The following is a 13,483-nucleotide window of genomic DNA, read 5'->3' on the forward strand; positions in this document are numbered from 1 at the left end:
CACCTCCCGTTTTTGGACCTCGCGATACCTAAGTCGCTTATCTCTCAGTTGTTCGATACATCCGAGGAGACCACGCGGCAGCTTCACCAGCTTGCGCTGATGCTCCGCTGCAATCAGACAAACATGGATTTCGAGCGCAACGAGCAGCGCAATAGTGCTGCAGCATTTTGGGATGTCTGGAAGCGTTCCCCGTCTGATTCCGCTCCGTTCTCAAAGAACGAATCGAAATCGGACAATTCAACCCGGGCCAAATCTTAACAATCGGTTTAAAGCAAATGTTAATGAAGCTCTTCGAGGAAGCCCTCCATGAATTCCTGGGAAGGGAGCGAAACAACATCATTGCCAATATATCGGAGCGCAACCTCTGCGGCCGACTGATGCTGTACCTGGACGCCGCGCGGCTTAGGTATGAACTGACCGACTACTACACCGACACCGAATACAACCGAAACCTGGGGGACATTAAACGCATCAGGCACAGCCCGACAGAATTCAACATCATTACGTGCAACCTCATCCTGCACAGCCGCGGCCAACGGGACGACAACCTGATAGCGATCGAGATGAAGAAGAAAATTCACCCGACGGCGTCGAAGAATGCCGATCGCATGAGACTGGTCGCCCTCACCCGTCCTCGCGACGCTGCCCGCAGGCTCTCAAGGCGGCAAGATCACGTTTACGGTTATCACCTGGGCCTGTTCCTTGAACTGAACACGGAGGACGCCGAGTACCTCCTCGAAGTCTACCAAGAAGGCGAGAAGGTAAGCGAACATCGATCACCGTTTTAGGCCTTCCGCGGGCCCTTAAACGAGCTTTGGCGCAGCCCCCGAGATACATCGATGGGCTCATCTTGTCGGAAGAAGAGCCCGGTGGTTTAGACGCGCAAGCAGCGTATCGCTTCCGCAAAAAGATAGACGCCGCGCTCACCGCATGGCGCCAACTCAACTCTAGCGAGAACTGACCTAACCAGATAGTTTTGTGCCTTTAGGGGGCAAGCATGGATTTCGATTCGATAGGCGCGGACGAGTCCGAAAAGGCGGCGATCCACGACTTCTTCATTCATGCCACCCTGCCAATTCTAATTCAGGAGGGTGACAAATTCGGGATAATCGCGACTGGAACGCTGTTCAAGATCGCCGGCAGGTCTTTTCTGATCACCGCTGCCCACACCATGGAAAGCTATCATCCTGAGAACTGGGCCTTTCCGACCCACCCTCGCAAGGGAACGATTCACACCATTGGTGTGGCCGATTACGTGAAACCTTCGGATGCCGCTTTAGACGTTTGCGTTATTGAACTGAAGGACCCAGCCGTCAGCGCCATGCTAGATGTGAATTGGCGATTCCTCACGCTCAAAAACGTTTGGTTACCAGACTTATCAGCCGATGCTGTTTTGCTGGCTGGCTATCCGTCCGCCCGAACGAAGTTCGAGGACGCCAACCTTCACGGCAAAATTTTCATTGTCAGGCAGAAGTACCGCGATGGCGTTCCGCCCGAGGTCGAGCACTCATCAGACCCGCTCACAAAGGGCATAGATTTTTTCATCGAATACCAGGACGCTATAAACGAGTACACAGGCGAAAACATATCCAGCGTTCATGTCGGCGGCATGAGCGGCTGCTCTGTGTGGGCATATCGGCGTCGCGGTTTGGCATCTCACAGCTTTTGGTCGGCTGAAGTCCCTCTTCGGGTCATTGGCATTCAGTCGGCTTTTGTCCGGAACAACTACTTACGAGCAAAAAGCTGGGGTGCTGTGCTCGCCACCCTTTCTCTCTTGGACGAGGAGATTCGAGAAGAGGTCCGGCTGTTCATTGAGCGGTTCATAGCTTTGACCGGTCATAGGCCAGAACAATAACCTACCGCACGTCGCCGGCGCTTCTGCTGCCGCTGATCGACACGGGTTTGTTCAGAAAATAATCCCGATTTCCCGTGGCAGCTTCCGCATACTGGTCGGTCGCCACGATGATCGCCTGACGTGCTGGTAGCACCACCCTTCCCGCGTCGACTTGTGTCGCACAACATCAAGAGCTTTGAGAAACGGCGACAGCTCCAGCTCATCGGAAAACCATCGAAGCGGTTCTATTCCTTCCAAACCACCAGCAAGTCGAACCCCTCTATAGACTTTGCGGGCGGGTCCGGGAGCATGTTCGGTATCCGGGCGAAAAGTTCATCGATGGCATTCCTGCAGGCCTCCGCGTCGGTCAGGCTGATGTTGTCGAGGCGGTGGAAGAACCTGTCCCCGAACTTCAGATTCGTCGGGACCGAATACCTAGCCTTCCAGATCACGACCTCCGACAGCCACGCCAGGAGTCTAGTTTCCGGCTCGCTGAGTGCCACCCCAGCCTCTCCCGCCAGATGCACCAGATCGTGGCTCTTCAGGTCCTGCGAAAGTTTGTCGGCACCGATCAGGTCGGGGTCCTTGTGGACCATCACCGCCTTGAACAGGTTCTCCAAGGCGGAGCCGAACATGCTGAAGGCAGGAAGCATGTCTGGGTGTCGGTGGCGTACCGGCGCCTTGCTCTCTTCTCCAATCTCCTCCAACGCTTTTTTGTAAGCTTGGTCGTAAAGCTGAAGGTCAGGAAGGTCCGCGTTGTACAGAATCAGTGACGCGCGCTTCAGCTTCTTCGCTTTTTCGAGCCAGTGATCCCACTCCTGATAGTATTTGAAGTGCTGTCGGAGGAATGAGTCTTCTTCTTTCATCGATCCAATCTTTCAGAACGACCCGCCGAGGCGCTAATCAGAAACCCCAACCCACCCGATGGCTGGGCCTCGGTGCCGGGCTTTCCGATTGGACATAGGTCTAATAGGCATCGTGCTTGGAGCCGTGACCCAGCGGCCCATTACAGCGAAGCAAAGCGCCACATCGGGGCGATGACTGCCAGCACAAAGCTATTCGCTTAGCCACTCGTCTTGGATGAGTTCGCTCCACACTTTGCGTCGAATACATCGTTCTGCGCCAACTATAGGAGCAGGTTGCGCAAGTGGTTCGAGTAAAGGACGTTGGCGTCAAGTAGTGCTTTGACCCGGCTTGGCATAGTTTTCTTCGAGATATTCCGTGTCGGCCGACAAGGCCGCCGCGAAAGTCCGGCGACTGTCCTCGAACTGTTTGAGCTTGGCAACGTCGGTCGCACGGATCCTTCGGTGCGTTCCGACCCCGTCTCGGCGATAGTTGCCAGTACGCTTTGCATCGCGCGAAGCAACGAGGCGGGCATTTCGGCCAGGACCCGTTCGCCGTTAGCCTTAGTGAGGAACAGCCCGCCATGTGGGAGCATGGAAGCTCGCTCCAGGAAGCTCGCGCCCTGTTTGGCCTGTTCGCGCTCCGCTGCCTCGACCTTGAACTTTGTCACCGCGTCATCCATGACACTCTCCATCTGTAATAATTGTAATATCTGCAATGTATGTAAGTCAGTTTTGCAAGCTCCCACCCCCAATTCGGGCAATTCCGAATCTGCGTTTCAAGAAGTGAGCGATACGAGATACCCCCGAGATATCGCCTTGACTTGAGTGGCGTACTCGTAATCTCCGTCGGCGAAGCGCCCTCAGCCCCTCCCACGGGAGGGATTGGCGCCTGCCTCCGTGTACCCGCCGAGGCCGCCTAATTCGTCCCGATCGGGATGTTTAGGCCAGATTTACCAGATTCCAACCACAATCGTCCCGATCGGTTCTTTTTTATCGCAAGAGGGCCGGAACTTGCTATAATCGCCCCGATGGGGATGATTATGCAGACGATCACGACGAGCAAAGGCCTTGGTGAATTGATCCGCGAGGAGCGGAAAGCCCAGGGTCTGACTCAGGAGCAGCTCGCCGGACTCACCGGGGTCGGCGTGCGTTTCGTGCGCGAATTGGAAGCCGGAAAAGAAAGCTGTCAGCTTGGTCGCGCGCTTCAGGTTGCGGCGGCGCTGGGCCTCAGCCTGTCCGTCAGCAGCCGCCGGGAGACAACGCGGTGAGCCACCTTCTGGATGTCTATTTCAGCGGGGTGAAGGCCGGCATCCTCAACCAGGATGACGGCGGAGCACTCAGCTTTGTCTATGACGCCGGCTACCTTGCCCAGCAAGAGCCCCGGGCGATCTCGTTTTCCATGCCGCTGCAGGAGGGCCCCTACTTCGATCGTGCAGTCCGCCCTTTCTTTTCCGGCCTTCTGCCCGACGAAGCCGCCCGGCAGCGTCTGGCCGGCGCGCTGGGCATCTCGGCAGGAAACGCCTTCGGCCTTCTTGAAGTCATCGGCGGAGAATGCGCTGGCGCTTTGTCACTCTATCCAGCCGGGCAGATGCCACCCTCGTCCGACGACAATGGCGTCGAAGCGCTCAGTCCGGTGCGGCTCGAAGAAATTCTTGGCAAGCTACGCGAGCGCCCCCTGCTCGGCGGTGAGGAAGGAGTCCGCCTGTCACTCGCCGGAGCACAAGACAAACTCGCCGTCTGCATCGAGGGTGAAGCGATCGGGCTCGCCAAGGGTGGCCGCCCCACCACGCATATCCTGAAACCTTTCATTCAGGCGCTCGACGGCAGCGTCGAAAACGAACTGTTCTGTCTACGCCTTGCCGCGCGCCTGAAACTGGCGGTACCCGAGGTTCAGATGCGACGCAGCGGCGCCATTCCGTTCCTCCTGATCGAACGTTACGACCGCTCGAAACATGAGGATGGCACGATTACACGCCTCCATCAGGAGGATTTCTGCCAGGCGCTGAGCGTGCCGCCCGAACTCAAATACGAGGAGGAAGGCGGACCAGGGACCGAGCGCTCGCTGAATCTGCTCGACCGCGCCACCGCGCGGCCGGCGGCCGACCGGTTGAGCTTTATTCGCATGCTCATTTTTCACTATCTGGTCGGCAATGCCGATGCCCATGGCAAGAATTACGCGCTGCTCTATCGCGGCAGGGCGCCGGACCTTGCCCCGCTCTATGATGTCGTCTGCACGGCAGCCTACCCGAGACTGGCCAAGAAGCTCGCCATGGCGATCGGCGGGCGCTCCATCCCAGACACGATCCAGTTGCAACACTGGTTGACGCTCGTCCCAGCAACGCGCGGCGCGCAACGTCTATTGGTCAAGGATATGACGGAGCTAGCGGGACGGATCAGAGGTGAAGCGGACACCCTTCTGGCCGACCTGGAAGCCGCAGGCATAGCCCACGCCATTCTCAAAGCCGTTCGCGCCATCATTGAGACGCGCGCGTCCCATTTGCTCCGGATCACAGCGAAGGCCTGAAAGAGGCGCAAAGCCAATTCGTGCTAACGAAGAACCTGACTGATAAAGGGGTCACGCCATAGAACGGGCAGGAATCCACGCCAAGCAGACAAAGATAGAACCAACAGGCCTGCGGCGGCGCCGACGGACGGACGAAAGGCACACCTTATTTCCCGCCCTGGACTGTTGGGCAGGCGGACTTATCCGCGTCAAACGCCCCATTGTCAGAATCGCGGCCTTAAAACCTTATCGAAAATCGGCAGAGCGCGAAGCTGCCGAACTTCCGCTTTGGGGGAAAGGAGAAATTGCGTTTGTCCGCCGCTTGCGACGACTGACGACCCGGCGCGATCATGTCGAACGCTCTCGCCGTTCGGCTCCGGGCTTCAAGTTGCGGTGAGGGACAGAAACGCGCGGGTCTCCGCGAGCACCCGATCCTGAAATTTGGGGTCGCTGGCGAGCGTCGAACCCCTCGTCGGCCGACCCTTGTGATCATAGTAGACGCCGGTTCCGACGGATTTGTTGGTCAGAATCGTGATGATGACGCGCGCCGCCCGCTCGGGCGTATTTCTGTAGCGGTTGAACGGCGGCAGCCGCGAGATGATTTGTTCAAACACGAAACGCATTAATCCATTTGCACCGCCGAGACCGGTCGCCGGATTGATGCCGGGCTCAACGGCGTTGATGTGCAATCGGGGTAATTCTCTGGAAAGCGCCAGGGCGGAAACGAGGATGCACTGCTTTGACGTCGCGTAGGCATCCATGCCCGTGATCCTGGATCCAGGCTGTTGCCATTCGCCCCGCGCGCTCGCCTCTGTCGAGATATACCGTCCGCCGCGCATGCCCATGACCTTGACCGTGGGCCGCTCCGGGTCTTCGACCCCCGACGCGACGAAGAGGACGTTTGCGCCATCCGGTAGATGCGGGACGAGCGCCTCCGTTAGCGCGAACGGACCAAGGTGGTTGGTCGCGAAGGTGAGGTCCCAGCCCAAAGCGTTCTTGCCCGGCTTCGTGAGCATGACGCCGGCATTGTTGAGCACGCCGGTGATCGTCAAACCGATGGCGATGATCTCCCGCGCGGCGCGCTGAACACTCGCTGGATCGGAAAGGTCGCAGACGACCGTGAAGGCCTTGCCGCCAGCCCGCTCGATCTGGTTTCGCACGCCGTCAAGCTTGCTGCGATTGCGACCCACCAGGATCAACGTTCCATGCGGAGCCAGATCCAGGGCCGTGCGAAGTCCAATGCCGGATGTCGGCCCTGTGACGATGTAGGTGTCATTTTCGGACGGCTTCATGAAATCTCCAATGTCTGAGTAGTCAGTCTTTTATGGTCGAAAATTAAGCGATCATTCGCCACATGGCTTCGAAACCGGCTTGGCTGTGCGCCTCGACGTTCGCCGGGTCATGGACAATAAAATCGACCGTCGCGTCCGCGGCGGCGTTCATGAGACCCACGACCAAACCGAACGGTGCGGCGCGCATCGGTCCAGTCTCACGACTCCGCTCAAGGATTGCGGAGACCTCGGCCATGGCGCGGTTGCCGACGTCCCGGCTCGACCGGGTTATTTCGTCTGACACCGCAAGCTGCGCAAGTGTCCGGCGTTTTTCAGGATCGGCGGTCGCCCAACCAAGCCACCCGCGCCACATGCTGGCCATCTGATCCCGAACATCTTGGTCAACAAGCACGCCGTCCAAGGCGGTTGCGGCCATCTCTGTCTTCAGTTCGACGTAGAGCTGATTCAAGAGATCCGCCTTGGTCCCAAAGTAGGTAAATAGGGACCCGTTCGAGACACCGGCCTCCTTCGCGATCAGCGCCGTCGGCGCGGCCAGCCCGTGGTTCGCGATAACATGGGTTGCCGCCGCGATGATCGCGTTACGCCGGTCCTCGCTTCTCGGTCTTGCCATGCCAGATCGTCCAATAGGGTTCGATCATATAAAAGAGTGTCTGGTCGGTCAATCGGTCGGGCTATGCTGGGTTCAGGCAGATCCGGACGGCGACCGAGAGCCTCATTGAACCGTAGCTTCGTGGCCAGCCAGACGGCTTCGAGTTGGCTTAGAAATCGCAGGCGAAACTCGGACCGGCTGCGGCGATCAAGCGGGCCGAGAGCTTTACCTTCGTCGACGAGCGGCGCGCGTTCGGGCTGATGATCGCTGATCGCCTAGAAACGATCATTCAGAAGGCCGGCGAAGTATATCCAAAGCGGGATCGCTGATTACGTTAGATGTTCCAGAGCGAGCCAAGGTACGTCGCTAACAGAAATAGCTCCTGAGCCGGGAGCATTTTTTCTGGGAGCGCATGTATTTGCAATGCATGTATTTGAAATAAAGGATGCTCGCGTCGTCATGCTGCGATGACCGAATCAGCAACGACGCTGATGATCCAGCGCTTCGGATTGCTGGAATTAACTTCCATGACCGAATGGACCAAGCCCGTGAGGAGCGATCCATCCACTTTCACGGTTGTTTTTTGGCAGCGATGTTGGTGATAGCGACAGCGCCTCGCCACTTTTGAATCGATCGTTTCGAACGTTTGCATGCTTTACCAATTAGAAGAATGCGAAACCGTTCCTCGACCGCAATTATTCTCGATCGGGCGATCAAAATATGGCTGCTCGGCGCGCCCACGGCGAACGACAACGGACGCGACGGTTGAGCTATTTTGACCAGACAGCGCACGGTCACATCGCTAGATTGCGGATGTGCATGCTGGCACCGAACTAACTCCAAGAACTTCTCACCCCTGCATCGGGACCCTGCCCGTTCCGGTGCAGGGTTTTCTTTGGCTAGGCCACACCCCGGCGCACCGGCGAGCTCGGGCCGGGCAAGGGATTGAAATGCCGGAGGGTGCCGACGCCAAAACGGGTATTCGATCGCTCGCCGAAAGCCAGGCGGTGAAAGCGCCGCAAGCTAACGCCCGGTTGATGACGGCCCGCGTGTTATTTTCTATTGCGGTCCCGGCGTTGACTGCAATCGCGGCCTATCTTGCGATCCGATGGGTGTCGGGTATCCTCCAGACGTTATAGTGATCATCAGAGAGTCCGCCGCACACTGCCATGACGGCCGGTACGCGCGGCGTCCTAGAAGCGCTGCGGCGGTCGGGAAGCTCCGCACGTTCAAAGCCAATTCGGGCAACACCGTTCATCAGCATTGCGGCGTGGGGCATCGGCCCGACCGCGAAATATGTTACGGGAATTATCGCTCGCGCACCGGTGGGCACGGCGAAGCGCACGTTTTGGGCAAAGCCATTTCGAGATTTTGAGAGGCAATGAAATTCGCACGCCTGGTACGAACGACCTCTGGCGACGCTCTCGGCCGCAATAAGACCCTTGTCGCAGCGCATTCAGCATCTACGGGCCGGGGCTGGGGCCCAGTCGCTAACTATATGGCGGTGGAGATAGCAAAGACATTATTATACTTTGCCAGAGGCTTAATAGCGGGAATATTGCCGCCGATTGGGTTAAATCAATTAGAGTATGTCTGGATCGATGTTCCGCATATCGTTGGATAGGCGGCACAATTGAAAGCAGAAGTGATGCTGCGGTGAAAATGCCTGAGAAGAGATAGACGGCTGATTATGACTCTTCCTGAAGCAGATGACGAATGGCCAGGACGCGCGTGGCGCGGCAGGCTCGATATCGATCAGTCTCTTTTAACCCAGAGCATCGCCCACTCCGATCTGAATGTAATCCGGCACGCGCGCAGGAGCGGCGGCGGTGGCTGGTCTAATCCGAGTTCCGTGGCGGATGGCTTCGTTGTCACCCCTTGCCTTCTTCCCACCCGGCTTGCTGAAGTGCAATTCGATGGCAGGACCGTCGCGTCCTCCGTCCTCGTACCGAGGGGTGGGCTGCTCGTCTATTCGATGAAGTCATCTTATCAGGTGCATATCCCCGACCCGTTCGACGCAGTCAGCTTCCGGCTCGACCAAGCCTTGCTTGATCGCGCGGCGCAGCGGCTAGGTTTGCCGTCGGCACCTGAGCTAAGCGAACCGTTTCTGTCGACGTCCGACGAGGTGCTCGTAAACCTCTCTCGCGCGCTGCTCCCAGCGTTGAGACGCCCGGCGGAGGTCACCAGGTTATTTGCTGGGCATGTTGTAGATGCCGTGGTCTTCCATCTTGTCGGAAAATCCGCGCGGGTCAGGACAGAGAAGGAGACGGTCACACGCCAGCCCGCAGAAAAAGTGCAAGCCGCCCTTGAGTACATGCTTGATTGTCCTTCGGACGACGTCGATGCGGCTAAACTTGCTGATCTTTGCGGACTGTCAATCGACCAGTTTAACCGCGCTTTCAAGATAGCAACCGGCATACCGCCACATCAATGGCTCGTCGGCGAACGCGTAAGGCGTGCGCGAGAGTTACTGGCCGAGACAACTATCCCGATTAGCGATATCGCTCTGTGCTGCGGCTTCGCCGATCAGAGTCATCTGACACGCGTGTTCAAGGGCCACGTAGGTGCTTCTCCCGGCGCGTGGCGACGCGAGGCCCGAAAGTAGGCCGGCACCCCAGCGCCGCAGGAACATCCAATCCGCAGAAGTCTGCAAGACCGGCTTACCTGATCTAGGTAAACTTCGGTGGTGGCTGATGTGGGGAGAATAGCGGCGATCTCGGCGTAACGCAGCACGGGAGGTCGTTGCCAAAAACTCCGGCAGAGATGGAACGCCCGTTCCACCCGCGCGCGCGACCACATGGAAGTAGGCCTCCATGCTGCAGGTTTCCATGCGATGTCAGAAACTGATTTGCGTCCTGCCATGCTCTCCCTTGTCGGACGCGAAGCGCGTTTCGGCCCTTTTCGACTGATCCCAGCGCGTCAGCTGCTGCTATGCGGCGACAGGATTGTCCCGCTGGGCGCCAGAGCTTTCGAGGTGCTGCTGACGTTGGTAGGTCACGCCGGCGAACTCGTCGGCAAGGAAACGCTGATCTCAAAGGCGTGGCCGAATACATACGTCGATGAAAGCAACCTACGTACCGCAATTGCTGCGATCCGGCGGGCATTGAGTGGACAAGATAGCGTGCGCTTTCTCGCTACCGTACCGGGACGCGGATACCGGTTCGTTGCGAGTGTGACGATCTCCGACGACGTTGCCCATCGGCGAAACCTGCCTGCATCGATCGCTCGTGTTATTGGACGCGAGCATGCCATCGACGCGCTAGTCGCTGAGCTGAAAGCACACAGGCTGGTGACCGTTGTGGGACCAGGGGGCGTCGGCAAGACCACCACTGCTCTATCAGCCGCACGGCGCACCGTTGAACGGCGGGAATTCTCCGCCGCGGTCGTCGTCGATCTTGCGCATCTCAAGGATCCGGTTCTTGTTCCCAGCGCATTGCGATCCGCCCTCGGCGTTGTGGCCGACGGCGATGACATGAGCGCGATTCAGACACACCTGGCGGACGAGCGCCTACTCATTCTCATCGACAGTTGCGAGCCGTTGCTGGCCGCGGCCGCGGCCGAGGCCGAGTCGATCCTGACGCTTGCCCCGAGGGTTTCCGTTCTAGCGACCAGCCGTGAGCCGCTCCGGGCCGATGGTGAGCGCATTTGGCGCTTGGACCCCCTGTCAGCGCCACCACCGTATGCGTCGTGCAGCGCCAGCAAGGCGTTGGAGTTTTCAGCGGTGGAGCTCTTCTGCGAGCGCGCAGCAGCCTCCCGCGCAGACTTCGAACTCACAGATTCGATCGCTCGGGAGGTCTGCGAGATTTGCCGACGACTCGACGGTCTCCCTCTTGCCATCGAACTCGCGGCCGGGCGGCTAGACGTGCTCGATGTCTCAACCCTCGCGGCTGAACTGAACGACTACTTCAGGCTCCATATGCCTGGCCGCAGCTCGAGCCTGCCCCGCCATCGAACGCTGCAAGCGACGCTCGACTGGAGTTTCGAGAGGCTGACCGAAAAGGAACGCGTGCTTTTCCGGCGATTGGCCGTTTTTCGCGACCCGTTTGCGCCCGACGCTGTGCGCGGAGTCGTAACCGACGCGCTCCTGCCCTCGGTCGAGATTTCGTCGATCCTGGCCAGTCTCGCGGCGAAGTCGCTCATTGCAAAGGAGAACAACGGGCATGGGAGGCACCGCTTGCTCGACACGACGAGAGCCTATGCCCTTCAGCGGCTCGTAGACAGCGGCGAGGTGGATGATCTGCGTGAACGCCATGCCCGGTATTTCGAGCGGCGGCTTGGAGAGCCGGCTCAAGGCGCCGGGGACGGCCCAGCAATCGCGGCGGCCCGCGCGGGGATGAGGAGCCCACCGATTGAGTCGGCTGGTTTCGAAACGAATGCACCACATTACGGCGATCCTATGCGGGTGCCAGAAGCTGCACGGGACATGGTCGATCACGGCGGCACCAACGCCAAGTGGCTGTATGCCTCGTTACTGGCCTTAGAGCAGAAGGCGCGCATTCTGGATCCGCACGGTGATCATTCGACGTCCGAGGAGAAAGTTCGCGTGGCTATCGATTTCGCCGAGCGCGAGCAGGCAGGCGTGTCGAGTCAACAGGTCGTTCCCCTTCCCGACCCAGCGCCGTGCATCGGCACCGATTCAGGAACGGTGGCGTGACAACCTTCAATACGGCGGGTATTGAACTAATCGCTTGGCCACAAGTCGTATGGCAAACCGAGGCGCAGCTCCACGCGCATGGATAACGCGGCTGACAAGGCTGCCATCAACCTTCGCGGACGCGAAGCTCGATTCGGTTCGTTCCGCTTGCTGCCTTCCCGGCAGCAACTCTTGTGCGGTGACGAGGTCCTGCGGCTTGGCGGGCGCGCCTTCGACGTCCTCCGCGTTCTTGTCGAAAACGCGGGTGAAGTGGTCGAGAAGCAAGCGCTGATGACCAGCGCGTGGCCGAACACTTACGTCGAGGAGTGCAACCTGCGCACGGCCGTTGCCGCAGTGCGAAGGGTGCTCAACACCTGGGGATCGAAGGGCGACTATCTGGAGACGGTTCCTGGGCGCGGTTATCGCTTTATCGCACCCGTTTCGATCATGGACGGCAAGCCACGACGCAGCCTGCCCTCGCCGTTATCACGTATCATAGGGCGAGACCACGCCGTCGGCGCACTTGCTGCTGAACTGCGCACGGGTCGGTTTCTTACCATTGTCGGAGCGGGTGGCATCGGAAAGACCACTGTTGCGGTCTCGGCAGCTCGGCTCGCAATCGAGCAACGGCAATTCTATTCTGCCAGCCTCGTCGACCTCGCCCATCTTCGGGATCCGAAGATGGTTCTCAGCGCCATACGATCCGGCCTTGGTTTCGCAACGACCGCCGGCGACGACCTGAGCGAGATCCGAGCACTTCTTGCTGACCGACGCCATCTCATTGTTCTCGATAGCTGCGAGCCATTCGTGGCCGAGGTCTCAGCGGCGGTGCGGGTAATCCTATCGGGGGCCCCCTCCTCCGTCGTATTAGCGACGAGCCGTGAACCGCTCAGAGCAGCTGGCGAGCGGATTTGGCGCCTCGATCCACTGACTGTCCCGCCGCCATACGCGGCGATCAACGCAAGAAGCGCGTTATCATATTCGGCCGTAGAGCTTTTTTGTGAGCGAGCCACCGCGAACAGCGCCAGCTTTCGCCTTACGGACGACGCGGTGCGGCACGTTGCCGAGATCTGCCGCAAGCTGGACGGGCTACCACTCGCGATCGAGCTGGCGGCCGGACGGCTGGACACCCTCGAGGTGGCGGAGCTTGCAGCCGAATTGACCGACTATTTCCGGCTGCACATGCCTGGGAGGAATACAGGCTTACCAAGGCACCGCAGTCTCCAAACCACTCTCGATTGGAGTTACGAGACCCTGTCCGATGCGGAGAAGGTTCTCCTTCGACGGATGTCCGTTTTCTGCGGCGCATGCAGCTATGACGCACTTAAAGCGGTCGTGGGCGGTGACGGCCTGGATCCGCTGGCAATTCATTCGCTCATGGCAAGCCTCGCGGCGAAGTCACTAGCGATTGGGGCGGGTGAACTTAGCGCGAGCGGGCATCGTCTCCTCGATACCACGCGGGCTTACGCGCTCCAGCGACTCGAACAGAGCGGCGAAGCAGAGACGATCAAAGAACGACACGCCCGCTACTTCGAGCAGTTGGTCGCCGCGACAGCTGCGTCCGTCGGCGGGCGATCTACTGTCCAATGGAGTGCCTTTTGCGCGCAGACGATTGATCAGGTCCGGGTGGCATTGGATTGGGCCACCGCTCGGCCGACAGCGGCTCACCTGGCCTGGCGCTTGGCCATCTCGGCGCTACCCATGTGGGCAACCCTAGGTCTTGGGGATGAATGCTTCGCTCAGATCGCTCGGATCGGACCACTCCCCGCCAGCTGAGATCATTGTCT

Annotated in this window: 12 protein-coding genes; 8 read left to right on the forward strand and 4 right to left on the reverse strand. The window is 59.1% G+C overall.

All coding sequences use genetic code 11. The features are described 5' to 3' along the window. Nucleotides 1-281 precede the first annotated feature (281 nt). A complete protein-coding gene (locus tag HB630_RS26970) occupies nt 282-788 on the forward strand; it encodes a hypothetical protein (RefSeq protein ID WP_213775767.1) in 507 nt (168 codons plus the stop codon). A 209-nt stretch (nt 789-997) separates the two neighbouring features. After that, the gene (locus HB630_RS26975) at nt 998-1,855 is read left to right on the forward strand and encodes a hypothetical protein (protein WP_213775768.1); all 858 of its coding nucleotides are present in this window, start codon (nt 998-1,000) and stop codon (nt 1,853-1,855) included. Nucleotides 1,856-2,079: 224 nt separating this feature from the next. On the opposite strand, the gene HB630_RS26980 is transcribed toward HB630_RS26975, so the two are convergent. Together HB630_RS26980 and HB630_RS26985 are read right to left on the reverse strand one after the other, a co-directional pair. Further along, the gene (locus tag HB630_RS26980) at nt 2,080-2,700 is read right to left on the reverse strand and encodes a hypothetical protein (protein WP_213775769.1); all 621 of its coding nucleotides are present in this window, start codon (nt 2,698-2,700) and stop codon (nt 2,080-2,082) included. A 260-nt stretch (nt 2,701-2,960) separates the two neighbouring features. Continuing rightward, entirely contained in the window at nt 2,961-3,359 is a 399-nt protein-coding gene (locus HB630_RS26985) for a hypothetical protein (RefSeq protein ID WP_213775770.1), read from the reverse strand. A gap of 360 nt (nt 3,360-3,719) precedes the next feature. Here HB630_RS26985 and HB630_RS26990 point away from each other — a divergent pair, with 360 nt between their 5' ends. Both HB630_RS26990 and HB630_RS26995 read left to right on the forward strand, forming a co-directional pair. Continuing rightward, nucleotides 3,720-3,947, forward strand: a complete 228-nt coding sequence (locus tag HB630_RS26990) for a type II toxin-antitoxin system Y4mF family antitoxin (RefSeq protein ID WP_213775771.1) — start codon at nt 3,720-3,722, stop codon at nt 3,945-3,947. Further along, nucleotides 3,944-5,203, forward strand: a complete 1,260-nt coding sequence (locus HB630_RS26995) for a HipA domain-containing protein (RefSeq protein ID WP_213775772.1) — start codon at nt 3,944-3,946, stop codon at nt 5,201-5,203. Before HB630_RS26990 ends, HB630_RS26995 begins: the two co-directional genes overlap by 4 nt. Nucleotides 5,204-5,565: 362 nt before the next feature. Here the strand turns inward: HB630_RS26995 and HB630_RS27000 are convergent, their stop codons facing one another. Beyond that, nucleotides 5,566-6,474: an SDR family NAD(P)-dependent oxidoreductase gene (locus tag HB630_RS27000; protein WP_213775773.1), complete on the reverse strand. Its 909-nt coding sequence runs from the start codon at nt 6,472-6,474 to the stop codon at nt 5,566-5,568. Nucleotides 6,475-6,517: 43 nt separating this feature from the next. Beyond that, nucleotides 6,518-7,084, reverse strand: a complete 567-nt coding sequence (locus HB630_RS27005) for a TetR/AcrR family transcriptional regulator (RefSeq protein WP_213775774.1) — start codon at nt 7,082-7,084, stop codon at nt 6,518-6,520. Between the two features lie 929 nt (nt 7,085-8,013). Here HB630_RS27005 and HB630_RS27010 point away from each other — a divergent pair. The 4 genes from HB630_RS27010 to HB630_RS27025 all read left to right on the forward strand — a co-directional run bounded on the left by HB630_RS27010 (nt 8,014) and on the right by HB630_RS27025 (nt 13,472). Continuing rightward, a complete protein-coding gene (locus HB630_RS27010) occupies nt 8,014-8,202 on the forward strand; it encodes a hypothetical protein (RefSeq protein ID WP_213775775.1) in 189 nt (62 codons plus the stop codon). Nucleotides 8,203-8,753: 551 nt separating this feature from the next. Next, nucleotides 8,754-9,668, forward strand: a complete 915-nt coding sequence (locus HB630_RS27015) for an AraC family transcriptional regulator (RefSeq protein ID WP_213775776.1) — start codon at nt 8,754-8,756, stop codon at nt 9,666-9,668. A 228-nt stretch (nt 9,669-9,896) separates the two neighbouring features. Then, nucleotides 9,897-11,717, forward strand: a complete 1,821-nt coding sequence (locus HB630_RS27020) for a winged helix-turn-helix domain-containing protein (protein WP_213775777.1) — start codon at nt 9,897-9,899, stop codon at nt 11,715-11,717. 78 nt (nt 11,718-11,795) lie between these two features. Further along, on the forward strand, nt 11,796-13,472 hold the full coding sequence (locus tag HB630_RS27025) for a winged helix-turn-helix domain-containing protein (protein ID WP_213775778.1): 1,677 nt from the start codon (nt 11,796-11,798) through the stop codon (nt 13,470-13,472). The last annotated feature ends 11 nt before the right edge of the window (nt 13,473-13,483 follow it).

The organism is Bradyrhizobium sp. dw_78 (assembly GCF_018449525.1).
Taxonomy (GTDB): domain Bacteria; phylum Pseudomonadota; class Alphaproteobacteria; order Rhizobiales; family Xanthobacteraceae; genus Bradyrhizobium.

What these genes read in the sequence shown, in the direction of transcription:
- HB630_RS26970 (WP_213775767.1), top strand. Translation starts at nt 282, where the DNA reads ATGAAGCTCTTCGAGGAAGCCCTCCATGAATTCCTGGGAAGGGAGCGA.
- HB630_RS26975 (WP_213775768.1), top strand. Translation starts at nt 998, where the DNA reads ATGGATTTCGATTCGATAGGCGCGGACGAGTCCGAAAAGGCGGCGATC.
- HB630_RS26980 (WP_213775769.1), bottom strand. Translation starts at nt 2,700, where the DNA reads ATGAAAGAAGAAGACTCATTCCTCCGACAGCACTTCAAATACTATCAG.
- HB630_RS26985 (WP_213775770.1), bottom strand. Translation starts at nt 3,359, where the DNA reads ATGGATGACGCGGTGACAAAGTTCAAGGTCGAGGCAGCGGAGCGCGAA.
- HB630_RS26990 (WP_213775771.1), top strand. Translation starts at nt 3,720, where the DNA reads ATGCAGACGATCACGACGAGCAAAGGCCTTGGTGAATTGATCCGCGAG.
- HB630_RS27000 (WP_213775773.1), bottom strand. Translation starts at nt 6,474, where the DNA reads ATGAAGCCGTCCGAAAATGACACCTACATCGTCACAGGGCCGACATCC.
- HB630_RS27005 (WP_213775774.1), bottom strand. Translation starts at nt 7,084, where the DNA reads ATGGCAAGACCGAGAAGCGAGGACCGGCGTAACGCGATCATCGCGGCG.
- HB630_RS27010 (WP_213775775.1), top strand. Translation starts at nt 8,014, where the DNA reads ATGCCGGAGGGTGCCGACGCCAAAACGGGTATTCGATCGCTCGCCGAA.
- HB630_RS27015 (WP_213775776.1), top strand. Translation starts at nt 8,754, where the DNA reads ATGACTCTTCCTGAAGCAGATGACGAATGGCCAGGACGCGCGTGGCGC.
- HB630_RS27020 (WP_213775777.1), top strand. Translation starts at nt 9,897, where the DNA reads ATGTCAGAAACTGATTTGCGTCCTGCCATGCTCTCCCTTGTCGGACGC.
- HB630_RS27025 (WP_213775778.1), top strand. Translation starts at nt 11,796, where the DNA reads ATGGATAACGCGGCTGACAAGGCTGCCATCAACCTTCGCGGACGCGAA.